Source organism: Bacillus sp. DTU_2020_1000418_1_SI_GHA_SEK_038, from assembly GCF_032341175.1.
In the GTDB taxonomy this organism is placed as follows: Bacteria; Bacillota; Bacilli; order Bacillales; family Cytobacillaceae; genus Cytobacillus.
Genome location: NZ_CP135435.1, coordinates 3,036,321 through 3,062,967, shown reverse-complemented (window position 1 = coordinate 3,062,967; position 26,647 = coordinate 3,036,321). Strand labels below are relative to the sequence as shown.

Sequence of the window (26,647 nt, the reverse complement as noted above, 5' to 3'; positions counted from 1 at the left end):
TTAAGCTACTTAATCTACAATATAATAAAGTTATCACCATGTCAATAGTGTTAACTCAAAAAAGGAGCATATATGATAAGTTTTTTAAAAAAGTTTATTTTAAACCATCCACTAAAAAGGATTACATATGCGGATTATATCGAAATGGCACTATATCATCCTGAGTTCGGCTATTATATGAGAGATAAAGAGAAAATTGGCCGGACAGGGGATTTTATTACAACAAGCAATATATCAGATATTTACGGAAGATCCATTGCCAAATGGTATTTTAAGCAAATGACTCAATTGAAGCTTGCTCCTGCAATATGTGAAATTGGAGCAGGAACTGGCCGATTTGCAAAAGCATTTATTGATGAATGGAACCATCTTTCATCGGTCCCGATTCATTATTATATTTTGGAAGCAAGTCCGTATCATCGCAAGGTGCAGCAAGATGTGCTTGACTTTAACGACTACGTGAAACAAATTGAAAGTTTAGACGAAATTAATCCATTTGAGGGTTTAATCTTTTCAAACGAGTTGTATGATGCTCTTCCTGTTCATGTTGTTGAAAACCACAGTGGACAATTAATGGAGCTGATGGTTGGCTTAAACGATGATCAATTTGTCGAAATAGCTGTACCATTGGAGAATGAGAAAATAATGAACTTTATAAAGAGCAGCGGATTGAAATTAAAAAATAACCAAAGAATTGAAATTCCATTATTAATGGAGGAGATCATCGGCAGCATAGCCACTGCGCTTTCAAAAGGATTGGTTCTCACTGTTGACTACGGTTATACGAACGAAGAGTGGCTGGAACAAGGAAGAAGAGATGGCAGTCTTCGAGGATATTATCAGCATCAGCAATTTAATCATGTCCTCGTGCATCCAGGAGAGATGGATATTACAAGTCATGTTCATTTTGATTCTCTTATCAGAATTGGGGATCAATTGGGATTAGCCTTTCAACAGAAATGGAGACAGGATGAATTTTTATTAGAAACAGGCATATTAGATGATTTGCAAAATCATTATGACCCTGATCCATTTTCAGAAGTAAGCAAAAGAAATAGAGCGATCCGAAGCCTCATCATGCCATCAGGAATTAGCGGATCATTTCATGTCATTTTGCAGAAAAAAGGGATAAAATAAAAAAGCGATGCACGCATCGCTTTTTTATTATGTAGGTATATTTCTTAATGACCGCTTACACCCGGAGTCATCATGAACGTTGACCAGTATGTGAAGCCAACAAAGAACACTGTTAAATATGCGGCAAAAACATACATATACATACGCTCTGAAAGCTTTAAGTAGCTTAATAGCAGGAAAAATCCTGTTTGGCCAAAGAAGATTAAAGATGTTGTATACATGTCGCCTACGAAGAACATAACTGCAAAAATCCCTGTCCAGAATCCTAATACTCTGTACATACGATCCATATGTATCCCTCCTTTTACCATTACAAGTACATCATTACATATTATAAGTTATTCCCAACTTAAAAGTAAACCACTCTTTATGAATATTGTTTAACGAAGCTGAAGGCGGAGCGCGGCGGGATCACGCATCCAATACCCCCTCGAACTAACAGTTCATTATTTTGTAACAATTGCATGATAAGAACATGACTCACAGCCATTTAGCATATTTGCTCGTTCAACTAATTCTACAGAATCAAATAATGCTTCAAACATCCCCTTAAGGAACTCAGCATGCATATTGCAAACGGACTCGGAAAAGTCTTCTGCTACTTCTTTAAATGGGCAGTTGAAGATCTGAAAATATATTTTTGATTCTTCTTCATTGGCCTCAAACTCAGGATGGAAGCCTGACATGATAGCTGCATTTTTAATAATATTTAATTTTTGTTCGAACGAAAGTGATTCATTAAATTGAGCAGGACGGCTCGTTTCTTGCTCGATTAATTCTTGTCCAAATCTTTTGCCTGTATCATATAATGCCTGTTTAGCTGCTTCACCAAGCGAAAGCAATGATTGCATAGCAATCTTTGATAGAAGCTGATAATCTCGATACGGAAAATGAAGCTGAATTACATCATCTGATAAACGATAAAGTCTGCTTGGCCGCCCGCCTTTTCCTGTTTTTTGCGTCTCAGAAGCAAGCATATTTACATCCTCTAGCTTTGAAAGATGGAGCCTGGCTACGTTTGGATGAATATTAAAATTATCTGCAATTTCCTGGACAGTTACTTCCTTATGCCTTTGCGTAATGTATTGATAAATATAATAACGTGTTGGATCTGATAAAACATTTGTAATTTTTAAAGTTTGTTCCACGTAAGCTCACCTCAGAACTATATTGATCCCATTATAATACAGTTTTTTAGAGTTAACACTGTATTCACTATAAGTTTATAAAATGTTCACAAATATCCATGACTTTTTCTTGGCCGCAATTTATGGGTAAAAATGGTCTTTGGGAATTGAGGTATATCTATTAGTGTAAGAAATTTTATTTTATTCATGCGAAAAGTTTGTCAAAAATTAAAGGAAAATATATAATAAGGTCGAATATAGTCTTTAGTGACAATTCTAAATTTTATAAGGTGGTGTGATGTTCAGTTGAACATGATTGAAAAATTAGCAGAAAAAGTTATTAAGGATGCAGTTCGTAATCAAGCCTCAGACATTCATATTGTCCCCCGCAGACAAGATACACTCATTCAATGGCGCCTCGCAAATAAACTTGTACCAAGACTCTATCTCCCTAAAGAAGAATGCGACAGACTGATCTCCCATTTTAAATTCACCGCATCGATGGATATTGGCGAAAAAAGACGTCCACAAAGCGGAGCCTACTCATACGTTATTGATGGAAAAGTAATTGGCTTGCGATTCTCCACTCTGCCATCCAGCCACAACGAAAGCCTTGTTATTCGAATCCTTCCTCAGCAAGAGCAGATCCCTTTTTTTCAAATTTCCTTATTTCCAGCCATGACCCGTAAAATGCTTGCCTTACTCAAACATGCCCACGGCTTAATCATATTCACAGGGCCGACCGGATCAGGTAAGACCACTACTCTTTATTCCCTTTTGAACGAAACCTCTCACATGTTTAATCGCAATGTTATTACGCTAGAAGACCCAATTGAAAAAGAACATGATATGGTTCTCCAAGTACAAGTGAATGAAAAGGCGGGTGTTTCTTATGCTGCTGGATTAAAGGCTATCTTAAGGCATGACCCAGACATTATTATGGTTGGGGAAATAAGAGATGCGGAAACGGCAAAAATTGCTGTGCGAGCAGCTCTGACGGGACACTCAGTCATTACAATAGGAACATACAAAGATGTTAAATGAAAATAACATCTTTGAATACATATGCATCCGGTGATTTATTCATGTTGATCCGGTCAATAACAATCCGGTCAATCCCAATAGCCACAAACTGCTTCTTTTCCTCAACGGTCAAGTTTTCCCAATTTAATTTTACATTTGACCAAGATTCAATTATATTATCAATAGGTGTAGATGATTCTTGAGGTGTTAGTTTTTCTAATTCCTTGAGAATCATTTTTTCTTTTTCTTCTTCTTCTTTCATTCTCTTGGTGAAATCTGTATCTTTTATCATTTTTTTTACCCAAGCATACTGCCATTGTTTACGCCTTTCTTCAATTTCCTCTAATTCTTTTTGGTAATCCTTAATGATCGCTTGATGATCTACTTCACTTTCTTTGCTTTTTTGTTCACGTACACCTCTTGCTACATCTTCGATATTTAGATTATCAAATAACTGTAAAAACTTTTTTTCTAAGTGATTCTGATTAATCAAAGGAAGGTCACATAGTCCTCTTTGACGAGTAGGACAATAATAGTTATAAGAATAATATTTCTTATCCCCTCGTTTGGTTTGGCTACTTTTCCCGATTAACGTTTTTCCGCATCTTGCACACTTCAAAACTTTGCTAAAGATATGTTTCGAAGTTGCTTGGCGCGGATGAAATTCTTGTCTGCTTTTTATTATTTTTTGAACTAATTCGAAATCGTTTTCTGAAATGATGGCCGGCACCGCATCCTCCACTTCAAAATATTGCTCGCTATTCATTCGATAATTGTAACGCATAGTGCCTTTATAGGTTGGGTTGGTTAATACGTAATTAATTGTCACTTGACTCCACGGCTTATTCTTTTTAGTATAAACACCTTTTTCATTTAATTTTCTAGCTATCTTGTGCATACCTAAACCTTTACTATATAAAGAATAAATCTCTTTCACCACTAAAGATTCAGCAGTGTTTATTTTTAGTGAATCGGTCCCGTCCCTGTCATAACCGAACGGAGCCATATTGAGAACCCATTTTCCTTCCTCGGCTTTTTGGAGCATCCCCATTCTAACTCGTTCTCCAAGATTCTCACGCTCCCATTGCGCCATAGAAGCAACTAAACGGATAAATAGTCTACCGGTCGCTGTAGTCGTGTCATACACCTCTGTAGAGCTTTTAAACATGACGTTATGATTAGCGAACTCTTTTAATAACTTGTCCAGGTCAATAACTGATCGAGTGAGCCTGTCCAATTTGTAAACAAGAACAATATCGAATAACCCTTCACGAACTCCTTTTAACATTCGTTGAAGTTCTGGTCGTTCCATATCCTTGGCCGAAATTCCTTCATCCACATAATATTGAACAATTTCCCACCCCTGCGAGAAAGCGAAGGCTTTTAATCGTTCTTTTTGGGCTGACAATGAATAACCGTCTTCCACTTGCATGTGTGTTGATACTCGAATATATGCTGCAACTTTCATTACTACCTCCAAATTGAAAAAGAGAGCATAGGCACGCTCTCTTTTTATATTACCTTTTTGTTGTCGCTACTTAATAATAATTGTTCGGATTGATTGATCGTGCAATTTTCTGTTGGTTTTTTAACGCCAATTATTAGAAAATCGCCTATTTTTACTGATTTCCCTGCTGCCAACTCTAAACAAGTCATTACTTTCAAGAAACGACACTCCTTACAGAACGCATGTTCTTGTTTTTTACTAATTATATACTGTAATTGACTATATTGTAAGGTGTATTCCAAAAAGATTAAATTTCCCCTTTTCGACAATTTAAATAATTTACGGATATGGATTCGTGTTTCTTCTTATATTTATATTAGTGTCGTTTGTTGTCGAAATATTGTTTAATTAATTGTGAACATTCCGTTAAATCTTTTTCATAATATTCAATATCGCTTTTATTTCATCAGGAGTGATTTCTTTTTCTTTCATATCCTTGGCGAACGCAACCCAATCTGCGCCAATCTCTTTTAATTCTTTTGGTGGTTCGGATTCTACACCAAAAAAATATGAAAAAGGAACATCATACACTTTTGCTACTTGTTCCAAAAAGTCTGGGGTGATTTTCCGTTCTCCTCTTTCGTACTTTCCTAAAGAGCTAAATGTCATATTTAATTTTTGCGCCAGATCATTGAGGGTGTCGTTATGCTTTTCTCTAAGTTCCCTTACTCTATTACCGTATTTATTCATTGAGCTCCCCCCTTCCCCTAAGAGTACATTAAACTGCCTTGTTTTATCTATGTAAATTTAAACTAGAACGACCACATCTTATTGTATCTTCCAATTTGTAGAATTTAAATAGATGGAGATTGAATATCCCAAAAAAGACAAAAGTAACTGTTGACTTTCCCAATATGGGAAGCTATACTAAGGTTAATCTACTTCCCATATTGGGAAAATAATTATGAGGGGGTGGTTAATTAAAATGACAACAAATATTAGGCAGCTAAGGGAAGCAAAGGGTTTGCAACAGCAAGAAATGGCTAAAATGCTTGGTTATAAGTCACTTTCAAAGTACAACGAAATCGAACAGGGGAAAAGAGGGCTGCCAGCAAGCAAAGCGATATTAGCGGCGAAAATTTTGGATTGCTCATTAGATGATATTTTTTTGCTTTCAGATTTCCCAAAATGGACAAAAAGAAAGGGTGACAACTAAGTGAAACAACCATCAGTACAGACCATTAAATTATGGCTTGCGTTATTCGAGAAAACTTCTTTACCAAGAATTCTCGAAAAACAAAAGAAAACTGCATAACGAATCACAAAAGGGAGATGGAGAAATGAACGAACTACAAATTATTGAACAAAACGGGGCAAGAGTTTTAACAACAGCACAGTTGGCAGAAGCGTATGGAACTACAACTAAGATTATTAGTCAAAATTATTCGCGGAATCGGAATCGCTATACAAGCGGCAAACATTTTATTGAATTAAATGAAGAAGAACTTCGTCAGTTTAAAAAAGCCTATCCTCAATTTGAAGATAGCCTAAAATTCACATCTGTATTATACCTCTGGACCGAAAAAGGGGCATGGCTTCATGCGAAATCTTTAAACACTGACGAAGCTTGGGATGCTTACGAAATGCTTGTAGATGATTACTACAATATCCAACAACAAGTAAAAGTCCTTACAGAACGCGAACAATTAATAGCTTCCATGAAGCTTTCTCTTGAAACAGCCGAAGAAATCACCTTTGTAAAAAGTGAAGTCAAAGAGATCAGGGGAATGGTTGAAAACCAAATCACTTTAGATCATGGCGAGCAAAGAAAGATTCAAAGGGGTATAGCGGCTAAAGTTTATGAGTTATGCAGTGATTCAGAAGAAAGGTCAAATTTATTCCGGGAGTTGCACAGGGAAATTAAAGATCGTTTCGGAGTTTCGAGTTACAAGGATATTAAGCGCAAGGATACGCAGGCGGCCACAAGGTATATCGAAGCTTGGATTCCAAGGAAAGTGACCGTTTGATGAACCTACTCGAAAAGCTTCACCAGCAAATCGTCCAATCTGATTGGGCAGATAAATTTAAGGAGGAAGGAAAAATGGAAAAGGTGATAATCGAAGTTGAAGGCCAGGCAAAAGAAGGTGTTGTTATTGATAGCTACAACAGTGATTATGACGGTCGTAAAATGCTTGTTGTGAAATGTGATGAACTGGGAAATGACATTAAAAATGTGTTTGCTGACAATGTCAAAAATATTGGTGTGAATAAAGAAAAATTAATGGAGTTTATCTCTAACGCTATCGACAATGGCGCGCAAATTGAAATGAGTTTCAATAGCTTTGGAAGAAGCAGGGAGGATGCGGAAAAGTTAGCTGCTGAACTTAGTGGGATAACAGATGAACCAGTAAATTTAATACAAAGCAATGGGGTTAAATGGCTTTCGGTAGGCAATATAAGCGCCAATTTTCGGGGTACATTCTTTTATTCAAACTACATGGTTGAGGATGTAGACCTTTCGGGAGGTGAGGAACTTGCTAGAGCATCCAATGATTAGTCGAATCGAGCGCACTGGCTACCCTAATATGATGAATCAACCGGAACATGCTGGAATTGACTTCTTCGGTGATGAAATCCTTGCAGGTGATGAATACTGCGAGTTTGACGGAGAGCTCATTTTAAAGGATAACTTGGAGCGTTATTTATCAGAAGAATTGGAATTCACTTTTAAAACAGCTGAATAGGAGGATGTTAAATGAGTTTAGAAAACGTGTTGCTTGATATTAACGAGCAAGAAACAGAGGAAATGCAAGTCGCTTTTGTGGTAAACGATTTGGAATCAGCTATTGAAGCGCAAAGAAGAATTGCTTGGTTCGTGGAACGTCAAGCGGAGATCGACCGCATTATTGAAAAGCAGATCGCTCCATACTTAGCAAAAATCGAAAAAATCAAAGAATGGGGCATTCAAGCGAAAGTGGAACATGAAGAAAAGCAGGCCTATTACACTATTTTACTCGAGCAATACATGAGAAAAGAAATTGCGGAGCAGATTGAAGTAGGGAAGAAGCCAAAGAAAACATGGTCCTTCCCTTATGGCAAAGTGAGTTTGAAGAAACAACAACCAGAGTTCCAAAAAGATGAAGCAACATTACTGGAATATGCGAAATTAGCAGGGTTTGTGAAAGTGAAAGAATCAACCGATTGGGCAGAGTTAAAGAAAAGTTGTGTAGTTGCTGACGGAAAATTGTATGACATGAACGGAGAACAAGTTCCAGGAGTAGTTGTGGTAGAACGTGATGAAAAATTCACTGTGGAGCTAAATAACTGAGGGTTGCTGACCGCCATCAGCTTCCCTCTCTAAAAAACACACTTTACGGTCATTGTACCAAAAGGAGAATGAAAATGAAACGTTCTGAATCTATTAAGGAAATCGCTTGTGCGTTAGCGAAATTCCAAGCGGAAGTGAAGAATCCTAGCAACAACGCAACAAACCCGATGTATAAAAGTAAGTACTCAACTTTAGATAACGTTATAAACACTGTTAAACCCGTTCTAGCGAAGTTTGGTTTGTCTTATATCCAATCCCCCTCAACGTCAGAGGATGGGCTTCATATCGGCACAACTACACTTCTCATGCACGAATCAGGGGAATGGATTGAATCAGATCCTATTATTCTTCCTGCCTATAAATTAGGCAAAGATGCAGTAAAAATATATGATGCTCAAGCAGCTGGGATCGCCATCACGTACAGCAGAAGGTATTCGCTTTCTTCCTTGCTTGGAATCTCTAGTGAAGATGACGATGATGCGAATGGGATTATTCATGAAGGTAATGCGAAGGGTAAAACAAATAAAGCGCAAGCGGCAACTGATAAGCAATTAAACCTTATCAACAAACTCTTAGTCGATGTTGCGAATTACACCGGAAGCACCAAAGAAAAAACCTACCAAGCCCTCCATAAACAAATGAAAAAGGATATGGAATGGTATAGCCCGTCTGATGCAAGCAAGGCTATTGAAATACTAAATAACGCCCTTAAACAAGGTGCATAGGAGGATAACAACATGAAAAACATTCAACGTGTGGAAGAAATTCAAAAAGCGGTTCAACTTGTACGTGATTCCATTGAAGGGAAAGAAGTAACGGCATCAGAATTGCGTAACGCTTTAGTAAACACTTGCATCCTTGCTGATTCTCTTATGAAAGAAAATGCAAAGTTAAAGGCTACAGCTAAGAAATATTCGATTAAAGAAAAGAAACGCACTGAAATGTATCTACCGTTTTTCGCTAAATAAATAGAGGGGGCTTCGGCTCCCTTGGGGGGATTAGATATGCAGCCAAATTACACTAATGATCGCACCCTTAGAACTACATACACCTTGGATACGTTAGCGATTCAATATCAGTCAGTTAGACCTGTTAGAACGGTAAAGAAGCAAATGGAAGTAACAGACGAAGAAGTTTGTGTGTTTTTGAATCATTGTCATTGGATTTGGCCATATGTGTTTTGGGCGTTTAGTGGGATTGTCGCAGTCCTGATGATGTGCGGAGTTATAAACAACTGAATTTGTATTTAGTTTCCTTAAAGGAGGAATGAACGTGCGTGAGATAAAGTTTCGGATATTTGAAAACGGAATAATGAAAAATGCCGGCGATAGACCTTTCTGGATTAGTCCTTTTGGGTTTCCTGTTTACAACGAAGTCAAATTAGATGCAGTTGTTATGCAATACACAGGCCTAAAAGACAAGAACGGCAAGGATATTTATGAGGGTGATATTGTAAAAAACGGAAGAGGAACAATTTTAGAAGTCTATTTTGATGGTGGATGTTTTTTGGGTAAAGGTTTCGATGCTTTAAGCAAAAATCATGTTGATGATTGCTTGAACATTTTTAGTAATTGGTCTGAAGTCATCGGCAACATTTACGAAAATCCGGAGTTAATCAGCTCTTGAATTAATTAAGTTTCATAGAAAGGAGTCGGCCGATGAAAAGCATCGAGTTATTCGCAGGAATCGGGGGAATTGCCCTTGCTGCTGAATGGGCTGGAATTGAAACTGTAGCCTTCTGTGAGCGTGAACCATTTTGCCAAGAAGTCTTAAATAAGCATTGGCCTTCTGTTCCGATTTTTGATGATGTATGTACATTAAATAAGCAAACATTGGAAGAAAGGGGAGTAGACATTGGAGCAATTGAACTTATTTCCGGAGGATTCCCTTGTCAACCTTACAGTATTGCCGGGCTCAAAAAAGGCGAAGATGATGACCGTGCACTCTGGGGAGAAATGTTTAGGATCATCGAAGAGATTAGACCAACTTGGGTTGTTGGCGAGAATGTTGCTAACTTCGCCAATATGGGGCTCGATAACGCACTTCTTGACCTGGAAAGTATCGGTTACAGAGGGCAATCGTTTATTATACCGGCTGTTGCCGTCAATGCCAACCATAGGAGAGACAGAATCTTCATTGTGGCCCACTCCTACAGCAAGCGATTACAAAAACATAACTCTTCCACCAAGTCAGCGGAAAAGAGATTCGGTATCAGGCGAGATATTAAGAAGGTTTTACGCAACTCCAACAGCGAGTCAAAATTACAAACCAATAAGAGCGCTAGCTCCATCAGAAGCAGCAGGGAAACATGGAAAAGTTCTTCCTGGGAGTATCGGGGAGCATCATCCGGAGAGCATTGGGAAAATAATCAACCCACAGTTTGTAGAGTGGATGATGGGATTTCCAAACGATTGGACAAAGATAGATTAAAAGCCTTGGGAAATGCAGTAGTTCCGCAACAGATATATCCGATTTTTAAATTCATTAAACAAATTCATGACATGGAAACACAAGAGTAAAGGAATTTCCTAAGGGGTGAGATCAATAAGGAAACCAAAGGCTCGTCAAAAAGGTGATAGCTTTAGGCCTGTTGTTGAGGTCTTGAAAGCTAAAAACGGTGTACCAACTAGCATTAGGTTTAACGGTCAAAACTATGCTTTGGTTCATGCTGATTATATAAATGGCCGTAAAAGTAAGGTGTAGATTTGACAAATATTGTGCAGTAAGGAGAGAGAAAATGAACGAAAGAAAATACGTTAATTTTGAGGAAGCTATTGAGTTAAATAAAACACAGCCAGTAGGATTTTTGTTCGAAAACGGAGAGGACATTGATGAAACATGGTTTCCGATTAACTTTTTGTGGACAAAGAAGCTCGGAAGATTGCCGTTATTTAATTACACTCTAGCAAATTTAAAACATGGGGTATGGATTAAGGAGATGGACAAATGAGGGAATTAAAATTTAGAGCTTTTAATAAAAGGCACAAAGAAATGGTTTATGAATCAGACGAATGGATGGTCAGTGATTTAAATAAAGAAAATGACCGCTGGACGTATGCCATGCAATATACAGGTTTAAAAGACAAGGAAGGTAAAGAGATTTACGAAGGGGATATTGTTGAATTAGGCACAAAAGAAAGGTTCTATGTAACGTGGCACGATTATAAGCAAGAGTTTACTTTTCGAGGATATGGTGGTGGTTATTATCCGAATACTTATCGTGGAGCAACACGATATGATAAGTACGGATGGAAAGTCATAGGTAATATTCACGAAAACAAAGAACTGCTTACAGAATATCCCGAAGAGAGGTGAAAGCATGGGAAAGTGGATTTTAGGTTTTATTTGTGGGGTTATTTTTACTTGTGTAATGTTTAGTATTTAGTTCGCATTTCGAAATTAATGCGCAAGTTACCAGCAAGTTAAAAAAGGAGTAACCGATGAAAATAAATGCGGAAGCGAAGTTGAATTGATAAAGCACATAAACAAGTGCAAGTGCGGGGCAAGGATTAAGGTCTTGGAAACAAAATGATAGATCAGTTAATTAGGAGGGAAAGAGGATGTCGAATTTAAAAGGTATGGAAATGAAATTTACTGTAATCAAAAATGAGGACATTGAAAAACATCTCACTGATACTCAAAAAATACATCTGGAATACTTGTTAGAGGAAATCAGAAGTGGCAGGCGATTAGATGGTAAAAGGAATTATCAAAAATACCTTGTAATCAATACAGACGAACCATATGCAGATAAAATCATTGAAATTTTGAAGCGTCATGGACATTGGGGTAATGATCTTCACGAAGAACATTTTGAGGAATGTGTCGCATGTAATAAAAAGATTGACCTTGAAACAAATGAATATAAAGTTGGTGAATCGCTGGGAGAATATTGGTGCAAAGAATGTGTTGATAAAAAACAGTGTGATTATTGTGAGCAATATGTCGATAAAGTGCGACCAACTCCATTTATGGGTGATATTCCAGCTTCTATGTGTAAGGGGTGCTGGGATATGACAAAGAAGGAATATGCAGCTTCTCATGATGAATATATCGGAGATTTTGAGGACTATTTGCATTTCCAAAAAGAACAGCCTAAAAGTGATGGAATGGATGATTACCATTTCAGCAGATATAAAGAAGGCGAATAACGAAACAAAAGGTAGGAAGTGTTTATCAGAAAGGAGTGATTGAATATTGATAAGCGTTGAGGTTGTTGAGAAAAGATATGTCCGTTGTCAGTCTTGTTATTCAAATGAAAAAATCCTTGATATATCAATAGGCCTGAACGAAAACCAAACCACCACCATTCGACTTTGTCCAGAATGTGTACTTGATTTGTATAAGAGTGCTATAGCGAAGTTTTAAGGAAACAAAAGATAGAGCCAGTTAATTAGCAAGGGGAGGGAGGTTATTCTCCCTCTTGTTCATCAATGTAAAGCAATTCTCCAACTTCGCATTCAAAGAATTGGCAAAGCTTTACAACAGTTTCAAAATCTAATCGTTTGGATTTATCTTTTTCAAACCGATCCAGTACCTGACGGCTTACTCCTGACTTTTCTTCCAGCTCGACCATAGTCCGAACACCTTTTTTAGCCATAAGTAAGCGCAGGTTATTTTTTAATACTTTCATTGGACAACCCATCTTTCACTCTAGTATATGCAATTAATTATAATGTATGACAAAAATTTGCACAATTATAGATAAATTTATTATTACATCCTTTACATTACTTATTATATCTATTACAATATTAATTGTAAGAGGTAAATAGAACCAACGGAGGTGAAAAAGTGGAACTTCATACAAGAGTTAGGGCTTTGGTAGCTGATAAAGGCTACAAATCATTGCAAAAATTTGCGAAAGATAACGGATTGAGTTATTACCTTTTACGCAAGTTAGCAAACAATGAAACTAACAGCTTTGATCGTGATTTTTTGATTAATTTATGTAACAAACTGGATTGTGAAGTTGGGGAATTGCTTGTCATTAAAAAGTGAGGTGCTTTCTATGAAAATTGAAATCAAGAAATGCATCGAATGTCAGACACATAGCGCAATACACTGGAACCGTACATTGTGTGCCGATTGTTTAGGGAAGTTGTTAAGCCAAAAAATAAAGGAGGAAAAGTAAATGAAGGCATTAGGGATCATTCGCAAAATTGATGATTTAGGGAGAATTGTAGTCCCAAAGGAAGTAAGAAGGGCTCACGGTTGGGATACTAACACACCAATGGAAATGTTTATGAGTAGTGAAGGGTTAGTTATTCGCAAGTATCGGAAAGATGATGAAAAAAGCGAGATAATCAGCAAATTGATTACTGCATTAGAAATGATGCCTGATATGACCGGAGAGGAACACATCAAAGATGCCATTGAATTTATAAAGAAGGGATAACGTGAAAGGCTATATAAAGGTTTATCGCAAAATGATGTGCAGTCCTGTTTGGCAAGATCCCGTTTATTTAAAACTATGGATGTACTGTTTGATGAAGGCATCCCACAAAGAACGAGAACAGTTAGTTGGAAATCAAGTTATCAAGCTAATGCCAGGAGAATTTGTCACTGGAAGAACCTCTTTATCAGATGACTTAAATAAGGGGATGAAACCGAAATTAAGGCAGAGTGAATCAACTTGGTGGAGATACTTAAACAATCTAGAATTGTGGGGAATGTTGAACATCAAAAAAACCACTAAATACAGCGTTGTATCAATAGTTAAATGGGCTGATTACCAAGAAAGTGAACAGGATATTGAACATCAACTGAACAACAAACGAACAACAATTGAACATCAACTGAACACAAACAAGAATGTTAATAATGTTAAGAATGAAAAGAAGAATAAATATGCTGAATTTGTTTCTATGACTCAATCAGAATATGAAAAGCTTTTAGAACAATTCGGAGAGCAAGGAACAAAGGACAGAATAGAAAATCTAAATCTTTACAAAGGCTCTAAAGGGGTTAAGTACAAGAATGATTATTTAACTATCCTTGCTTGGGAAAGAAAAAATTCTAAGCCTAAAAAACAAATTAATTGGGAGGACCTATGAACAGGGAGCATGTTAAAGAGATATTTAAACTTCTTGTTAATGTTTATCCGCAGTTTGAAGCAACGACAGAAAAAATTGATACATGGGCTAGGTTGCTTAAAGATCAAAATCCAGCAGTAGTTATGAGGAATGCTGAAAAGTTTGTTTTAGAAAGTAAATTCCCTCCTACGCTTGCAGATTTGAGAGAACGAAATCACGAAGCTTATAAAACAAATGTACTGGACCAAATAAAGGAGTGGGAAAAGAATGCAGCTAGAAAACAGTGAACAAGCATTACTTTCCTGCATCATAAAAAAAGGCGAACTCATTAAAGAGATCGCGCTAAACGAAGAACACTTTGAATATGTTCCACACAAAAAAATATTTCAAGCTATGCGACAGCTTGAAAGGAAAGAAATCCCTATAGATATTGTATCACTCAACACTGAATTAGGGAACGAAATCATATTCATTGGTGGTTCAAGCTACTTAGCTGACCTATACAACATTATGACCAATGAAGAGAATTTTAAACAATACGAACAGTATGTTTTTGAAGAATTTCAAATTAGAAAAACTAAAGAGATAACTCAAACCTTGTCGGAAGTAAATTCCCCCAGGGATATAGAGAAGTTAAAACAAGCAATAGCAGAAATAAATGAAACACTGGATCATGGTCAAGAATCGGATTTCGATTTATCCGAAGTTCTTTATTCCATCCATGATGATGTGGAAACGAAGAAGGAAGGCATTAATGGCATACCAACCGGATTCGTAGAACTGGACAACCTTCTGGATGGTCTAAGTGAAGAAGAATTACTAATCTTAGCAGCACGGCCGTCAGTCGGAAAAACAGCCTTTTCATTAGCGATAGCCAACAACGCTATGAAGAATAACCACTTTGTAAATTTCTTTTCGTTAGAAATGTCGGACAAGTCGTTACTTACTAGAATGTTATGCAGCATTGGTGGAATTAATTCCATGAAAATAAAAAATGCTTTAAAAAGATTTGATGAAGAAGATTGGAAGAGGTATCAGGCGGCACAAGGGATACTCTCCAATTACAAACACAACCTTGATATTTGCGATAAATCGAAGGTAACCGTACAAGAAATACGCTCAAGAACAAAAAAGAACATTCGTAAACATCCAGATAAACGTCACTTAGTGATTATCGACTACCTTACCTTAATACAAGGAAGCGGTCGCAGAGAACGCCATTTAGAGGTGGGGGAAGTCAGCAGAAACTTAAAACGGATGGCAAGAGATTTAAACGTACCAGTTATACTCTTATCTCAATTATCAAGGGGGGTGGAGCAAAGGCAAGATAAACGGCCTATGCTTTCAGATTTAAGGGATAGCGGAGAGATAGAACAAGATGCCGACAAAATCCTTTTCCTCCACAGGGATGATTATTATGACAAAGATACTGAAAATAAAAACATTATTGAAGTGATAGTTTCAAAAAACAGAAACGGATCACTTGGAGTTGCGCAGTTAGCTTATTTAAAAGAAAGTAACACCTTCCTGAATTTGGAGCGAAGGTATGACGGTTAGAGAGTTGTATGCAGAAGCTTTAAAGGGTAAACATTTCAGCCTGCAATTAGTTATCGAGTTTGGGGTGTATGAAAAGAAATTATTCCGGATGGAAGATAACAGCGAGATTTTACATAAGTTTTTCTTCAACCCCAAACATCGTGATTATGTGAATAACCATTTAAAAGAATACGAGGTGAAACGGAATGGGGGCTAAGAAAAACCCTGTAATTGAAAAAGCCCGTAAAGAGGGTTACGAAACAGGCTTTATCTTAGGGCAGAAGTTCGGAACAAACGCAGCTATGAATTTATTCGCCAGTCGGTTTGAAGGGTTAGACAAGGTGAAGGGGATTGGACCAAAGACAATGGAGCTGATCGTGAACCATTTTGGCAAGCAGTACTTTGAAAAAGTGGAATAATTAAATGAGGTGAGCAAATTGAGTATTAACTTTGACCAATTGCCGATACAAGCACATCCAAACACAGGAAAATACGAAAGAGTTGCTTTATCTATCGGTCAACTTGTAGACGAAAAAAACAAAGCTTACGGGGATGCTTTCAATAAGTCAGACGATTTTCTAAAGTTACTTTACCCAAATGGAATTAATCCAGAGCAATATAGCGATATGTTAGCTATCGTTCGGATATTTGATAAGTTAATGCGTCTTGCGACAAATAAAGGGGCATTTGAAGAAAACCCTTGGAAAGATATTGCAGGATACGGAGTATTAAAAAGTGGAAGTGATGTCTCATGAGTGCCAAAATCTCAAAATATCGCACTGGTGAACCACGGTTTGGTACGAGAGGAAGCAAAGACATATGGGATAGCAGCGTCAAGACTTCCTTCCTCTCTCCTGAGGAATTAGCAAAATACCGAAATGGAGATAAGGGAGGAACGAAAGTGTACACTCAAGCAGATTATGAAAAGATGCGGGCGAAGGGTATATCAAACGCTCAAATAGCAGATGAAATGAAAACCAGTGTAGCTACTCTTTACAATCGGTTGAAGGCGTGGAAAAGAAATGAACTTACAAAGCCAAAACAGCCGGCTGCAGATGTTCCAGAAGTTTCTGAGACTAAACCCTCGAAAACGGATCAAGAAGCCGAATACAGGACGTTAATCAGTGAATTAAGCACAGCATGTGAAGATGCAAAATTAGAGGTTAGTAGCTTAAGAACAGAAAGAGACAACTACCGTGATCAACTCCTGGAAACAAGGGATGAACTTGTAAGAAAGGATTATGAACTTGAGAACGTGAAGCGTGACTTTGAAAACGTTGATATTACAATTAAGCGTTTTGCTCAAGAAAACAAGGCGCTAAGGGAATTGGTTGCGCTATGGATCTAGGATTCCATCCTGTGCCTAAGCCTGTATCCAAGCCAAAGGACAAGCCTAAGTACAAAAAGAAGCGGTATCCAGCACAAAAGAAAAAGAAACCGCAAGTTATAAAAGGCAGGGTTATTCCCACAAAGAAAACGAGAGGAAGAATTACTGCAGTTGAATATAACGAAGCTCTAAGGAAGCATGGAGAAACTTGTTGGGTATGCGGAAATCCCAATGTAGAAATGCATCATGTGTTTCCTAAGAAATACAGCGGAGAATCAGGCAGGGGAATGTGGAGAAATCTTCGAGCCTTATGTCCAGAACACCACAGGGGAGAAAATGGAGTGCATGGAAAGAACGGAAACACACTCATGATACAGCTGCAGGAAGAACACAGGAAGTTATACGGTAAATTTTATTACATGGATCGCTTTGATTTATTCGCATTAGGTTTAATTCCAAACACCGCGAAAGAAGCATATGAAACTTTTATGGTGAAGGAGGAAGAACATGCGAAGGGTGACACATCATCGGAAGCAGAACTTTGAAGGTGAAGAGTTGCTGATTGTTACCGTATGGGAGCCTGGTATCAAAAAGGAACAACTAAAAAAGGATAATCGATATAGCAAAGCGCATGAGGTATTGATTTTTAATGGCAAATATTATGAGTTTAAAGAAAAAAGAGCATAAAAACCCAATATATATTATATGTCAATTCCTACGGGAACAGAAAGGGGAACAACCATGAATAATGTGAGTTTGGTTGGAAGAATGACGAAGGCGGCAGAATTACGTTACAGCCCGAATGGAACACCAGTAGCAAGCTTTACACTAGCAGTCAATCGCATGAAAAAGGATGAAGCAGACTTTATCAATTGCGTGTGCTTCAAGAAAACAGCAGAAAATCTAGCTAATTATACAGAAAAAGGTTCACAAATTTCGGTAAGTGGTTCTATACAAACTAGGAACTATGAAAATAGCGAAGGTCGTAAAGTTTATGTTACTGAAGTTATTGCTAATCAAATTACTTTCTTGGACAGCAAAAAGGATAAGCAACAAACGCAAAAATATACAGAGGATCCATCAGACCCATTCGCTGGCGGTCAACCAGATATAGAAGATTCTGATCTCCCGTTTTAGGTGAACATCATGAAATGGGAACTAGCAACAGATGAACAATTAATGTGTATCGTTGGTTTTGACAATGAGTGTCCTCCTTCTTTATTGAAGGGGGCAGCTCTTGAAATGATTAAACGTAACTTATGGGAAGGAATCATCGTGTTTTCAGCTAAGCAGGTATTCCAAAATGCGAAATACATTCTCAAACATCAATTAAAAATGGATCGGCAGGAATTGATTCATATTGGGCATATCGAGATTATGCTTCAGGTCGAAAAGTTTAAACCTAGCCTGAGGACATTTAAAACATTTATCATCATGTGTCTTAAAGGCAGGTTTATGAAAATGATTCGTGATGCACAAGCAGAAAAGAGATTTGCCAATATCAGCACTAAAGATGTGGATCACCTAGACGAAAAGATTCAAACCAAAATCTTTCAATCACCTGTAAATGTGGAACGAACGGTTATTAATAAAATCATGATTGAAAATAGTTGGGACGTTTTAAATGACGTAGAAAAGAAAGCAATTAGCCTAGAGCATCAAGGTTATGGACAATACGAGATCAGTAGAATGCTTGGATATAGAGATACCTATGCGAGTGTTTTGTTAAAAAGGGCATATGCCAAATTAAAAAAGAAAATGGGGGCTTGAAGATGGAAGTTAAGCTATTAGCTCACTCAAAATTAGTTGATGATGTATTTTTGATTGACAGAACAGGGGATTGTGACTGGGAAACGCCACAGGATTATTGGGGATGTACAGACGGACAAGTGATTGCCTTAACAGCAATCAGAACGTGCTACTCGCATAATAACCCTTCTGAAATCGTGGAATTAGAAGGCGAAAAATACTTTGGTTCAGAAGCTTCGGATGGGAAGTCGGGAACAGATGCAGACAGATTATTACGTCACATTGTCAATAGCGGTCATACGTCAACGATGGAGCACCTTAACTTCACATTTGCCATTGAAGGCATTTCGCGCTCGTTATTAGCCCAATTAACAAGACACAGACACTTTTCTTATAGCGTACAGTCACAACGCTATAACAAACTTGAAACGACATCTAAAAGCGGGGGATTTGATTACGTTATCCCAGCGAGTGTTGAAAAGAATGACCAAACGCTTGATATGTACTCTATCGCTATGGAGAGGATTCAAGACATTTATGACGATTTAAGAAAATACGGAGTGCCAGCTGAAGATGCTCGTTACATTCTCCCTAATGCTGCAACATGCAATTTAGTCTTAACGGGGAATTTGCGCTCCATCCTAGATTTTTACGGCAAGCGATCAGCAAAACAAGCTCAATGGGAAATCAGGGAATTAGCTGAAAAGATAAAAGGTGAAGTGGTAAATGCGGAATGTTGGACAGAACAGTTTTTCGGCAAAGGAGAATAGTCGTGGAGGCAGATAAGTTAACAAGACCAGTCATGGATGATGTGTGGTTAGAAAGAATTAGGCAAAATCAATTATGGGGCAGACAACGCCATCCAATGGGCGATTGGTTAAAAATCCTAATCGAAGAAGTTGGCGAAGTCGCTCAAGCAATGCAAATTGGGGATTTTAGCTATAAAGAATCGGATGCAGATGATTTATATAAAGAATTAGTGCAAGTGGCAGCTGTTGCGGTCGCAATTGCTGAACAAGTCGTGGAGAGAGGGAAAGAACTATGAAACTCGATGCTTGGGAGAGAGAAAATATGATCAGCGTGCTGGAATGGAGAACAGCATACAGCAGAGAGTATTTAATCAAGTTGACTGATGAACAACTCGAAAAGCTCTATAAGGAGCGTGTGGGTTAATGGGGAAGGCAAGCAGAGATAAAGGACAACGTGCAGAAAGAGAGTTTGCTAAATTAATAGGCGGTCATCGTGTGCCTTTATCGGGGGCTCAAGAAGGATATGCAAACGATGTAATAGGCTTAGGGTTAGCATGGGAAGTAAAAAGGCGCAAGAGTGGCTTTAAACAGCTTTACGATTGGATAGAGGATGAAAGGGAAAAGCCGGATGCGGTAGCTTTAAGAACTGACGGGAAACAATGGATTGTGTGCATGACGCTGGATAAGTTTAAGGAGCTGATGAAATGAGCATTGAACTAATCGAGATCACAAAAGAAATGCATACAGTCTCCAAACGAATAGATAAAGCAAGTAAAGAAATATTTAAACTAGCTAAAGCAAAAGCGGAGTTTGAAAAAGTGTATCGAGAAGCATTGGCGAAAGAGATTGCTCAACTACGTGCTGACGGTGTACAAGCTACCCTTATACCGGACTTAGCAAGGGGCAAGGTTGCTTATTTGAAGTTCGAAAGGGATTTAGCTAAGGATATGTTCAAGAGTGGAATTTCAGCCTTAGAAGCCGTTAAAACACAAGCGAGCGTACTGCAAACGATAAGCAAATATCATGAGGTGATCTAGTGCTAGACACGTTCATTCTTTATAACGATTTATGCTTAGAAATCGAAATTCTTAAAGAACAACTGGAACTAGCAGAATCAGAAAGGGAACAGTGGTGGATCGGTGGAAGGCTGTTTCATTCGGTACCGATGGATAATGCGGCAGAAAGATTCGATAAACTATCCAACAAAATAGAGCGTGTAGAATCCCTTCTCAAGAAGAAAGAGGAAACCAAAAGACGTGTAGAATCCTTGATGAATGATTATGAGGAATTGCCAAGGAAAATAGCATATATGCGGTTTGTGCAAGGCAAGTCATTAAAAGAAATCGCAAATGAATTGAATTATACTCATCAGTATGTGAGAAAAATTATGATGAAGATGAGAAAGGCAATCTGAAAAAATGCGAAGGGATGATTGTTCTGAAAACGGTTGAAGTACCATTGGTTTTGTACATCGTCTTATGGATAAACACAATATTGCTATTTGTAAAAAACGTATTTTTATAATGAACTGCACGAAATCAACATGCAACAAACAGGCAACACAAACCTTGATATTACTGTGTTAAGATGATAGTAGGTAATTAATATCGGTTGCGGAAACAATCGAGAAAACTAGCCTGGCGAATTCCTTTTGTTTTTATTAATCCGAGTAGTAGACGGTTATCTGCTAAACTTGTATTCCCCAATCATGCAATATTTTTTAAGACGGTGCTTCTTAGAGGTGAGAGCATCGTCTTTTTCTTTTGAAAAGTAGTTGGAGGAAAATTACTTCCTTTTGTCGAAATCAGTAGATGAAGGGAGGGAATAGAAGTGGATGAAATCAAAGAAAAGGTTAAAGAACTTGAAGAACTGAAAGAGCAACACATCAGGGAAGTTATTGAAAGGTTGGCAAAAGAAAGAGATCATTATGATTCTCAAATCAATCTTCAAACAACCGGGAATGTAAGTGAAAAGAAGTTATATCTTGAAGGTGTAAGAGACGGACTAAACATTGCGGTTGGATCTCTAAGTAAGTATGTCGAAAAAGAATAGTTAAACTATAGCATTCCTTCGGGAGTGCTTTTTTATTTGGTGTGCCTTCGGGCGGGTAAACAGCAATCATTAAAGCCAAAGGTGGGGGCGATTGCTATTCTCTGCAAATGCGCAATGTAGAGAATGGAAATACGTTTGTATCACTTCTCGAGCTGTGATTAAGCTATCGGGTGTAAAAGGGAAAAGAGGTACAGAAGTGGAGTGGGTAAGGTGAAAGGCAAAGAGTTTGTGGATTGGGAAATAGATGATCCTTATGATATTGACGATTGGAATGAGTCGTTTTTATAGAAAGTAGGTGAAACAAATGACATACATTACAGCATTAGCACTCATATTAATTACATTCATTGTTTATGTGAAGTTAAGTATGGACAACATACAGAAGCTAACAGACAAAGTATTAGCCAAAGATTATACGGAATACAAAAGAGAAGCACGAGCTGATGAATTGCAGCGGGCTCAAGTTGAAATAGAAAAGTCTCGTCCTCCAGTAGTAGAGGATAAGAGGGATGATGACTATTTGTAGAGGGTGAGGGATATGAAGCTAACAGATAAACAAGAACTTTTTGTGCAAGAATACCTCCTTGATTTAAACGCAACCCAAGCCGCTATCAGAGCAGGGTATAGTAAAATCTCTGCAAAAGAGATTGGGTATGAAAACCTCACAAAACCTCACATTCTCGCGCGTATAGAGGAATTGCAATCTGAACGTTCAGAAAAGCTTCAAATAGATCAAGAGTGGGTGCTTCGGAGATTGGTTCAAATATCAGACCGTTGCATGACAACCGAGCCTGTTATGGCGTTTGACTATGAATCAAAGAGCATGGTCGAAACAGGTGAGTATCAATTCGATAGCCATGGGGCTAATAAGGCAACTGAATTGATTGGAAAGCACTTAGGGATGTTTAAAGACAAATTGGAGTTATCGGGAGATTTAGAGATAAACGTTTCTCTTGATGATGATTAATGGCCAGAGCAAATGTAAAGATAAGCAAAAAGGTATTTAATGAAATTTATCTTGAGAAAGATTTGCTGAATAATCAAGATCGCTACCTGGTATTAATGGGTGGGGGCGGTAGTGGTAAGTCGGTGTTTGCAGCTCAAAAGATAATTATTAGGATGATGAAAGAAAGTCATCCAACCTATAAGCATCGTTTTCTTGTGCTGAGAAAAGTACAGAACACATTAAGAGGTTCAGTATTTGAACAGTTTAAGAGCGTGATAAACAAATGGAATCTAGGTAATCTATTCCAAATACCTAAAGGTCGCTCAAGTGAACTATATATCCGTTGCAAGAATGGGAATGAAATCATATTCGCTGGATTAGATGATGTAGAAAAGCTAAAATCCATTGTAGGAATCACTGGGATATGGCTCGAGGAAGCATCTGAAATGGATGCAGAGGACTTTCGCCAGCTAGACATTCGTTTACGTGACAAGACGATATGGTATAAGCAGATCATCATTTCGTTTAACCCTATATCCGTTACACATTGGCTTAAAGCTGAGTTCTTCGACCACAAGAAAAAGAACAGCACCACATTACGGACCACGTACAAAGATAATAAATTCCTTGAGAAAGAACAAATTGACGTTCTTGAGGGATTTAAAGAAACTGATCCATACTATTACACTGTCTATGCACTCGGAGAATGGGGAGTAGTTGGTAAAACCATCTTTGATGCGCAGAAGGTTAGTGAGCGAATTGCATATTTGCGAGATAAAAAGCCAATTAAACAAGGCTTTTTTATTTTTGATTATAAAAACGAAAAGATAATCGATTCAACTATCAAATGGGTTGATGATCCAAATGGCCAGATAAAGATTTACAAAGATAAAGTCGAGCAAACTCCTTATGTGTTAGGTGGGGATACCGCAGGGGATGGCAGTGACTTCTTTGCTGGACATATCCTAAACAACATTACAGGTGAGCAAGTAGCAACCATTCATCACCAAACCGATGAAGACTTATTTGCAAAGCAAGCCTACTGCTTAGGGAAGCATTACAACGAAGCATTAATAAGCTTAGAGGTTAACTTCTCGACATATCCAGTGAAAGAGCTTCAACGCTTAGGGTACTATCGCCAATTCAAACGTGAAACGATTGACGAGATCAGTAAGAAGAAGCAGCATAAATTCGGTTTCAGAACTGATCGTATGTCACGGCCTGTTATCATTGCGGAGTTGGTCAAAATCGTTCGCGAACACGTTGAATTGATAAATGATATTGATACCCTCAATGAAATGCTTACATTCGTTAGAAATGAAAATGGGAAGCCGGAAGCACAAGAAGGTAAGCATGATGATTTAATCATATCTCTTGCTATTGCTCATAAGGCAAGGGAACAGCAGTTATTTGAACCGATTAAGGAAGAAAAGCTTGTTAAGAATCCTAATGATTATGACCATTACAGCCATTGGGAAGATGAAACGGGGCTGGAATACCACGAGGATGGAGAGGGGTATTTGTGATGGTAAAAAATACAATTGAAAAAGAAATTGTGATTAAAGAACTCCCTGACCGTATTGAGTATAGCTTGCAAGGAATAGATGTGAAAACATTAGACTCAATTATCTTAACTGAAAGATTATCAGTCGAAGAAATCAAAAAGCAATATAACATGTAGGTCACTCTTTATGAGTGGCTTTTTTTATTGCGAAAGTAGGTGATACCCATTGGAATTAACCAAAGAAAAAGTTGAAAGTGAAGACTCAACTGAAAAACAAAAACAGAACGAACAAAAACTCGTTCAACTCATTCAAAATAGATTCATTGAATCCCGAACCATTAAAGCAGCCGAAGAAAAATCATGGCAAAGGCAAGAGGACTTCTACAAAGGGAACCAATGGAAGAGTAAACCAGCATATGAAGGTCAGATACAGCCAGTGACCAACATATGTTTTTCTATTGTTGAAAGCATTATCCCGCAGCTAACAGATAACCGTCCTCAGATTGTTTGCTTGCCGACTGAACCGGGTGACGAACAGAAAGCAGAAATTCTCTCCAAGATTATCGAATACATTTGGGATGTTCGCGACATGGATTATAAACTCATCCTAAACGAGCGTACCCGAATAAAGCATGGTATGGGCATATACAAAGTGTTCTGGAATCCGGAGCTGTTAAAAGGCTTAGGAGATATAGACATCATCAACGTGCCATTAGATCAGTTCTTTATCTCTCCAAGAGCAAAGAGTGTACAGGACAGCGATTATGTTATCTATGCTTCTCAAAAAAGTACAGAGTACATCAAAAAGCGTTACGGCAAAGATGTACAGGCGGACAAAAAGTACGAGGAAATTGCTGTATTTGATGATACAGACGATTCACCACGGAGAGATAACAAAGTACTCTTAATCGAATACTGGACGAAGGAAAACGGGCAAATAAGGCTTGTGACGATTGCAGGAGATACATTGCTGAGGGATGAAAAGGAATTCTATAAGCATGGTCGCTATCCATTCGTGGCTATCCCTGCATTCCCTGTTGAAAAGAAGTTTTGGGCCATGGGTGTTCTTGCTCAAATCATTTCACCTCAGATGATCGTTAACCTATTGGATCAGCAGATATTAGATAATGCTCGATTGGGTGGAAATGGAACAGTATTCTATGAAGCTACAGCAGGATTGAATACTAAACAATTCACTAATATGCCGATGAAATTAGTTCCTGTTCAAAGCGTACAAGGAATAAAACAAGAGAATGGGTTGGCAATCCCTAATTTTATCCCTAATCACTTAGCAACTAAGAAGAGGGATGCTGAATCAGTATCAGGTATTCATGATGTAACTCAAGGCAAGGCTCCAAGTGGGGTTACAGCTGCATCAGCTATATTAGCTCTTCAAGAGAGCGCGAACCAACGTGTAAGGCTGTTAGGGCGCACGCTCGAAGCAGGATTAAAAGAAATAGGTGAGCTTATCATTGAATTAGTCAGAGAGTTTTATCAAGAGGAAAGGTTTATTCGTATTCTTGGTGATAATTACGAAACTGAGTTTATTAAATTCAAGGCTGATACACTGAAGACTTCAAGAGAGTACGATGTTTTTAACGAGGAAAAAGGTCAAATGGAGAAACAAATGATTGAAATAGATCCTGATTTCGATGTAAGGGTTGAAGTTGGTTCGTCTATGCAGTATTCGAAAGCTTTCTTATATGAGCAAGCTAAAGAACTTCATAAAGCGGGGGTTATTGACGATCAAGCATTGCTGGAAACAGTCAAATTCCCGAAAGCAGAAGAAGTGTTACAGCGTAAACAGGAAATGATGATGCAACAACAAGCAACGCAAGGTGGTCCGCCGCAAGGTCCGCCAGATTTTAATACATTCGCTGAAAATGCACCGCCTGAAGTAAAACAGGCGATAGATGAAATGTTACAGCAGGGCATGAATGAAGATGAAATCATGCAAACATTGCTTAGATAGGAGGGTAAACAATGGCTCAATTAGTTAAAGGAGTAAATCAAGATGGGTCAGTTGATGTCAAACTAACGGGGAGAAATGTTGAAGATACTATTTTAGTAAATGCCTTGGCTGTTACAGATACAACAGTCAGAAATGCTCCGATTGATGTGGCATTATTAAAAAAATATAAGGATTTTGAAATATTAATTTCGAACACTCTAGGTCAGCCAATAGGGATAGACTTTGTTGAAAACGGAACTAATCTAAGATATGTGAAATCAGACGGCACTATTGGAAACGCGAATCTTATTGGAACAACTTTCTATGAAATACCCGTAACAGGGGCAGCATTTGTGCCTTTAGGTTTATTTAGTGTTAAAGGAACTTCAGGGCTAGTAGATAACGCTCAATGGAAAAGAGCTAATTTAACATCGAGTTTAATATTAAGACACAAAGCGTTAACTGCTCCAACATCAGGTACATTGACTATTATTATAAAAGGGGTGATTAACTAATGCCGACTCAAACACAAGAAGCTGTATCTTGGGCATTAACACAAAAGAATATTTCCGATTTGGGTTATGAAATGGAACAAACACCATCGTTCATAGTGGAAAAAGTACGAGAATATTTTAATGATCACAATATCGAGTACAATACATTCTCCTATGACGATTTAGAACCTTACCTTATCTAACTAACGGGGTTCTTTAGTGTGACAAATTTATATAGATTT

At 37.9% G+C, this 26,647-nt stretch carries 47 protein-coding genes and 1 pseudogene; 42 read left to right on the top strand and 6 right to left on the bottom strand.

Annotated features, from left to right (window positions below):
- Window positions 1-72: 72 nt before the first annotated feature.
- Window positions 73-1,137 carry a class I SAM-dependent methyltransferase gene (locus RRV45_RS15355; RefSeq protein WP_315665571.1) on the top strand — a complete coding sequence of 355 codons (1,065 nt, stop codon included), beginning with the start codon at window positions 73-75 and terminating at the stop codon, window positions 1,135-1,137.
- A 44-nt stretch (window positions 1,138-1,181) separates the two neighbouring features.
- Here RRV45_RS15355 and RRV45_RS15350 read toward each other — a convergent pair whose 3' ends face one another.
- Window positions 1,182-1,427, bottom strand: coding sequence for a DUF2626 domain-containing protein (locus tag RRV45_RS15350; RefSeq protein WP_066293532.1), 246 nt, complete (start codon window positions 1,425-1,427; stop codon window positions 1,182-1,184).
- Between the two features lie 156 nt (window positions 1,428-1,583).
- Entirely contained in the window at window positions 1,584-2,285 is a 702-nt protein-coding gene (locus RRV45_RS15345; RefSeq protein WP_315665570.1) for a helix-turn-helix transcriptional regulator, read from the bottom strand.
- 285 nt (window positions 2,286-2,570) lie between these two features.
- Between RRV45_RS15345 and comGA the strand changes: the two are divergent.
- Window positions 2,571-3,305 (top strand): annotated as a pseudogene (gene comGA, locus RRV45_RS15340) (competence type IV pilus ATPase ComGA); the annotation flags it as partial.
- Here comGA and RRV45_RS15335 read toward each other — a convergent pair.
- From RRV45_RS15335 to RRV45_RS15325, 3 genes are all read right to left on the bottom strand, one after another.
- Entirely contained in the window at window positions 3,301-4,755 is a 1,455-nt protein-coding gene (locus tag RRV45_RS15335) for a recombinase family protein (RefSeq protein WP_315665569.1), read from the bottom strand. The pseudogene comGA and the gene RRV45_RS15335 overlap by 5 nt on opposite strands.
- A 44-nt stretch (window positions 4,756-4,799) precedes the next feature.
- On the bottom strand, window positions 4,800-4,952 hold the full coding sequence (locus tag RRV45_RS15330; RefSeq protein WP_315665568.1) for a hypothetical protein: 153 nt from the start codon (window positions 4,950-4,952) through the stop codon (window positions 4,800-4,802).
- 208 nt (window positions 4,953-5,160) lie between these two features.
- Complete coding sequence (locus tag RRV45_RS15325; protein WP_315665567.1) at window positions 5,161-5,484, bottom strand: helix-turn-helix domain-containing protein; 324 nt, start codon at window positions 5,482-5,484, stop codon at window positions 5,161-5,163.
- A gap of 235 nt (window positions 5,485-5,719) precedes the next feature.
- On the opposite strand from RRV45_RS15325, the gene RRV45_RS15320 reads away from it, so the two are divergent.
- The 13 genes from RRV45_RS15320 to RRV45_RS15260 all read left to right on the top strand — a co-directional run bounded on the left by RRV45_RS15320 (window position 5,720) and on the right by RRV45_RS15260 (window position 12,213).
- Window positions 5,720-5,950, top strand: coding sequence for a helix-turn-helix transcriptional regulator (locus tag RRV45_RS15320; protein WP_315665566.1), 231 nt, complete (start codon window positions 5,720-5,722; stop codon window positions 5,948-5,950).
- A 124-nt stretch (window positions 5,951-6,074) separates the two neighbouring features.
- On the top strand, window positions 6,075-6,761 hold the full coding sequence (locus RRV45_RS15315) for an ORF6N domain-containing protein (RefSeq protein WP_315665565.1): 687 nt from the start codon (window positions 6,075-6,077) through the stop codon (window positions 6,759-6,761).
- A 74-nt stretch (window positions 6,762-6,835) separates the two neighbouring features.
- Complete coding sequence (locus RRV45_RS15310) at window positions 6,836-7,291, top strand: hypothetical protein (RefSeq protein WP_315665564.1); 456 nt, start codon at window positions 6,836-6,838, stop codon at window positions 7,289-7,291.
- Window positions 7,269-7,478 carry a YqaI family protein gene (locus RRV45_RS15305; protein WP_410489300.1) on the top strand — a complete coding sequence of 70 codons (210 nt, stop codon included), beginning with the start codon at window positions 7,269-7,271 and terminating at the stop codon, window positions 7,476-7,478. The genes RRV45_RS15310 and RRV45_RS15305 overlap by 23 nt, the downstream gene beginning before the upstream one ends.
- A gap of 11 nt (window positions 7,479-7,489) precedes the next feature.
- Window positions 7,490-8,062 (top strand): host-nuclease inhibitor Gam family protein, encoded by a 573-nt coding sequence (locus RRV45_RS15300; protein WP_315665562.1) that lies wholly within the window; start codon window positions 7,490-7,492, stop codon window positions 8,060-8,062.
- Between the two features lie 74 nt (window positions 8,063-8,136).
- Window positions 8,137-8,787 carry an ERF family protein gene (locus RRV45_RS15295; protein ID WP_315665561.1) on the top strand — a complete coding sequence of 217 codons (651 nt, stop codon included), beginning with the start codon at window positions 8,137-8,139 and terminating at the stop codon, window positions 8,785-8,787.
- Between the two features lie 12 nt (window positions 8,788-8,799).
- Complete coding sequence (locus tag RRV45_RS15290; protein WP_315665560.1) at window positions 8,800-9,030, top strand: hypothetical protein; 231 nt, start codon at window positions 8,800-8,802, stop codon at window positions 9,028-9,030.
- A gap of 36 nt (window positions 9,031-9,066) precedes the next feature.
- Window positions 9,067-9,300, top strand: coding sequence for a hypothetical protein (locus RRV45_RS15285; protein WP_315665559.1), 234 nt, complete (start codon window positions 9,067-9,069; stop codon window positions 9,298-9,300).
- 34 nt (window positions 9,301-9,334) lie between these two features.
- Entirely contained in the window at window positions 9,335-9,688 is a 354-nt protein-coding gene (locus RRV45_RS15280) for a YopX family protein (RefSeq protein WP_315665558.1), read from the top strand.
- Between the two features lie 32 nt (window positions 9,689-9,720).
- Window positions 9,721-10,581 (top strand): DNA cytosine methyltransferase, encoded by an 861-nt coding sequence (locus RRV45_RS15275; protein WP_315665557.1) that lies wholly within the window; start codon window positions 9,721-9,723, stop codon window positions 10,579-10,581.
- 218 nt (window positions 10,582-10,799) lie between these two features.
- Window positions 10,800-11,012 (top strand): hypothetical protein, encoded by a 213-nt coding sequence (locus RRV45_RS15270; RefSeq protein ID WP_315665556.1) that lies wholly within the window; start codon window positions 10,800-10,802, stop codon window positions 11,010-11,012.
- On the top strand, window positions 11,009-11,377 hold the full coding sequence (locus tag RRV45_RS15265; RefSeq protein ID WP_315665555.1) for a YopX family protein: 369 nt from the start codon (window positions 11,009-11,011) through the stop codon (window positions 11,375-11,377). Before RRV45_RS15270 ends, RRV45_RS15265 begins: the two co-directional genes overlap by 4 nt.
- Window positions 11,378-11,622: 245 nt before the next feature.
- Window positions 11,623-12,213, top strand: a complete 591-nt coding sequence (locus tag RRV45_RS15260) for a hypothetical protein (protein ID WP_315665554.1) — start codon at window positions 11,623-11,625, stop codon at window positions 12,211-12,213.
- A gap of 260 nt (window positions 12,214-12,473) precedes the next feature.
- Here the strand turns inward: RRV45_RS15260 and RRV45_RS15255 are convergent, their stop codons facing one another.
- Window positions 12,474-12,695: a helix-turn-helix domain-containing protein gene (locus RRV45_RS15255; protein ID WP_315665553.1), complete on the bottom strand. Its 222-nt coding sequence runs from the start codon at window positions 12,693-12,695 to the stop codon at window positions 12,474-12,476.
- A 161-nt stretch (window positions 12,696-12,856) separates the two neighbouring features.
- On the opposite strand from RRV45_RS15255, the gene RRV45_RS15250 reads away from it, so the two are divergent.
- The 27 genes from RRV45_RS15250 to RRV45_RS15120 all read left to right on the top strand — a co-directional run bounded on the left by RRV45_RS15250 (window position 12,857) and on the right by RRV45_RS15120 (window position 26,608).
- Complete coding sequence (locus RRV45_RS15250) at window positions 12,857-13,063, top strand: helix-turn-helix domain-containing protein (RefSeq protein WP_315665552.1); 207 nt, start codon at window positions 12,857-12,859, stop codon at window positions 13,061-13,063.
- 133 nt (window positions 13,064-13,196) lie between these two features.
- Entirely contained in the window at window positions 13,197-13,460 is a 264-nt protein-coding gene (locus RRV45_RS15245; RefSeq protein WP_315665551.1) for an AbrB/MazE/SpoVT family DNA-binding domain-containing protein, read from the top strand.
- Window position 13,461: 1 nt separating this feature from the next.
- A complete protein-coding gene (locus RRV45_RS15240) occupies window positions 13,462-14,118 on the top strand; it encodes a hypothetical protein (RefSeq protein ID WP_315665550.1) in 657 nt (218 codons plus the stop codon).
- A complete protein-coding gene (locus RRV45_RS15235) occupies window positions 14,115-14,384 on the top strand; it encodes a replicative helicase loader/inhibitor (protein WP_315665549.1) in 270 nt (89 codons plus the stop codon). The genes RRV45_RS15240 and RRV45_RS15235 overlap by 4 nt, the downstream gene beginning before the upstream one ends.
- Window positions 14,365-15,654, top strand: coding sequence for a replicative DNA helicase (dnaB, locus tag RRV45_RS15230; protein ID WP_315665548.1), 1,290 nt, complete (start codon window positions 14,365-14,367; stop codon window positions 15,652-15,654). Before RRV45_RS15235 ends, dnaB begins: the two co-directional genes overlap by 20 nt.
- Window positions 15,644-15,850, top strand: a complete 207-nt coding sequence (locus tag RRV45_RS15225) for a hypothetical protein (RefSeq protein ID WP_315665547.1) — start codon at window positions 15,644-15,646, stop codon at window positions 15,848-15,850. Before dnaB ends, RRV45_RS15225 begins: the two co-directional genes overlap by 11 nt.
- On the top strand, window positions 15,840-16,052 hold the full coding sequence (locus RRV45_RS15220; protein WP_315665546.1) for a hypothetical protein: 213 nt from the start codon (window positions 15,840-15,842) through the stop codon (window positions 16,050-16,052). The genes RRV45_RS15225 and RRV45_RS15220 overlap by 11 nt, the downstream gene beginning before the upstream one ends.
- 18 nt (window positions 16,053-16,070) lie before the next feature.
- Entirely contained in the window at window positions 16,071-16,388 is a 318-nt protein-coding gene (locus RRV45_RS15215; protein WP_315665545.1) for a hypothetical protein, read from the top strand.
- Window positions 16,385-16,981 carry a hypothetical protein gene (locus RRV45_RS15210; protein WP_315665544.1) on the top strand — a complete coding sequence of 199 codons (597 nt, stop codon included), beginning with the start codon at window positions 16,385-16,387 and terminating at the stop codon, window positions 16,979-16,981. The genes RRV45_RS15215 and RRV45_RS15210 overlap by 4 nt, the downstream gene beginning before the upstream one ends.
- A gap of 11 nt (window positions 16,982-16,992) precedes the next feature.
- Entirely contained in the window at window positions 16,993-17,505 is a 513-nt protein-coding gene (locus RRV45_RS15205; RefSeq protein ID WP_315665543.1) for an HNH endonuclease signature motif containing protein, read from the top strand.
- Window positions 17,468-17,647 carry a hypothetical protein gene (locus RRV45_RS15200; RefSeq protein ID WP_315665542.1) on the top strand — a complete coding sequence of 60 codons (180 nt, stop codon included), beginning with the start codon at window positions 17,468-17,470 and terminating at the stop codon, window positions 17,645-17,647. Before RRV45_RS15205 ends, RRV45_RS15200 begins: the two co-directional genes overlap by 38 nt.
- 54 nt (window positions 17,648-17,701) lie before the next feature.
- Window positions 17,702-18,097 carry a single-stranded DNA-binding protein gene (locus RRV45_RS15195; protein ID WP_315665541.1) on the top strand — a complete coding sequence of 132 codons (396 nt, stop codon included), beginning with the start codon at window positions 17,702-17,704 and terminating at the stop codon, window positions 18,095-18,097.
- Between the two features lie 9 nt (window positions 18,098-18,106).
- Entirely contained in the window at window positions 18,107-18,730 is a 624-nt protein-coding gene (locus tag RRV45_RS15190; protein ID WP_315665540.1) for a sigma-70 family RNA polymerase sigma factor, read from the top strand.
- Window positions 18,731-18,732: 2 nt separating this feature from the next.
- Window positions 18,733-19,479: an FAD-dependent thymidylate synthase gene (gene thyX / locus RRV45_RS15185; protein ID WP_315665539.1), complete on the top strand. Its 747-nt coding sequence runs from the start codon at window positions 18,733-18,735 to the stop codon at window positions 19,477-19,479.
- A gap of 2 nt (window positions 19,480-19,481) precedes the next feature.
- Window positions 19,482-19,754: a nucleoside triphosphate pyrophosphohydrolase family protein gene (locus RRV45_RS15180; protein WP_315665538.1), complete on the top strand. Its 273-nt coding sequence runs from the start codon at window positions 19,482-19,484 to the stop codon at window positions 19,752-19,754.
- Complete coding sequence (locus RRV45_RS15175; RefSeq protein WP_315665537.1) at window positions 19,751-19,882, top strand: BH0509 family protein; 132 nt, start codon at window positions 19,751-19,753, stop codon at window positions 19,880-19,882. Before RRV45_RS15180 ends, RRV45_RS15175 begins: the two co-directional genes overlap by 4 nt.
- Window positions 19,882-20,166, top strand: a complete 285-nt coding sequence (locus tag RRV45_RS15170) for a hypothetical protein (protein ID WP_315665536.1) — start codon at window positions 19,882-19,884, stop codon at window positions 20,164-20,166. The genes RRV45_RS15175 and RRV45_RS15170 overlap by 1 nt, the downstream gene beginning before the upstream one ends.
- The gene (locus RRV45_RS15165) at window positions 20,163-20,495 is read left to right on the top strand and encodes a hypothetical protein (RefSeq protein WP_315665535.1); all 333 of its coding nucleotides are present in this window, start codon (window positions 20,163-20,165) and stop codon (window positions 20,493-20,495) included. The genes RRV45_RS15170 and RRV45_RS15165 overlap by 4 nt, the downstream gene beginning before the upstream one ends.
- Window positions 20,495-20,872: a sigma-70 family RNA polymerase sigma factor gene (locus RRV45_RS15160; protein ID WP_315665534.1), complete on the top strand. Its 378-nt coding sequence runs from the start codon at window positions 20,495-20,497 to the stop codon at window positions 20,870-20,872. Before RRV45_RS15165 ends, RRV45_RS15160 begins: the two co-directional genes overlap by 1 nt.
- Before the next feature lie 416 nt (window positions 20,873-21,288).
- The gene (locus RRV45_RS15155; protein ID WP_315665533.1) at window positions 21,289-21,510 is read left to right on the top strand and encodes a hypothetical protein; all 222 of its coding nucleotides are present in this window, start codon (window positions 21,289-21,291) and stop codon (window positions 21,508-21,510) included.
- 304 nt (window positions 21,511-21,814) lie between these two features.
- Window positions 21,815-22,036 (top strand): hypothetical protein, encoded by a 222-nt coding sequence (locus RRV45_RS15150; RefSeq protein WP_315665532.1) that lies wholly within the window; start codon window positions 21,815-21,817, stop codon window positions 22,034-22,036.
- Window positions 22,037-22,048: 12 nt separating this feature from the next.
- Entirely contained in the window at window positions 22,049-22,477 is a 429-nt protein-coding gene (locus tag RRV45_RS15145; RefSeq protein ID WP_315665531.1) for a terminase small subunit, read from the top strand.
- A complete protein-coding gene (locus tag RRV45_RS15140; protein WP_315665530.1) occupies window positions 22,477-23,982 on the top strand; it encodes a PBSX family phage terminase large subunit in 1,506 nt (501 codons plus the stop codon). The genes RRV45_RS15145 and RRV45_RS15140 overlap by 1 nt, the downstream gene beginning before the upstream one ends.
- Window positions 23,982-24,137 carry a hypothetical protein gene (locus RRV45_RS15135; protein WP_315665529.1) on the top strand — a complete coding sequence of 52 codons (156 nt, stop codon included), beginning with the start codon at window positions 23,982-23,984 and terminating at the stop codon, window positions 24,135-24,137. The genes RRV45_RS15140 and RRV45_RS15135 overlap by 1 nt, the downstream gene beginning before the upstream one ends.
- A gap of 49 nt (window positions 24,138-24,186) precedes the next feature.
- Entirely contained in the window at window positions 24,187-25,932 is a 1,746-nt protein-coding gene (locus RRV45_RS15130) for a portal protein (RefSeq protein WP_315665528.1), read from the top strand.
- An 11-nt stretch (window positions 25,933-25,943) separates the two neighbouring features.
- Entirely contained in the window at window positions 25,944-26,426 is a 483-nt protein-coding gene (locus RRV45_RS15125) for a hypothetical protein (protein WP_315665527.1), read from the top strand.
- Window positions 26,426-26,608, top strand: coding sequence for a hypothetical protein (locus RRV45_RS15120; RefSeq protein WP_315665526.1), 183 nt, complete (start codon window positions 26,426-26,428; stop codon window positions 26,606-26,608). The genes RRV45_RS15125 and RRV45_RS15120 overlap by 1 nt, the downstream gene beginning before the upstream one ends.
- The last annotated feature ends 39 nt before the right edge of the window (window positions 26,609-26,647 follow it).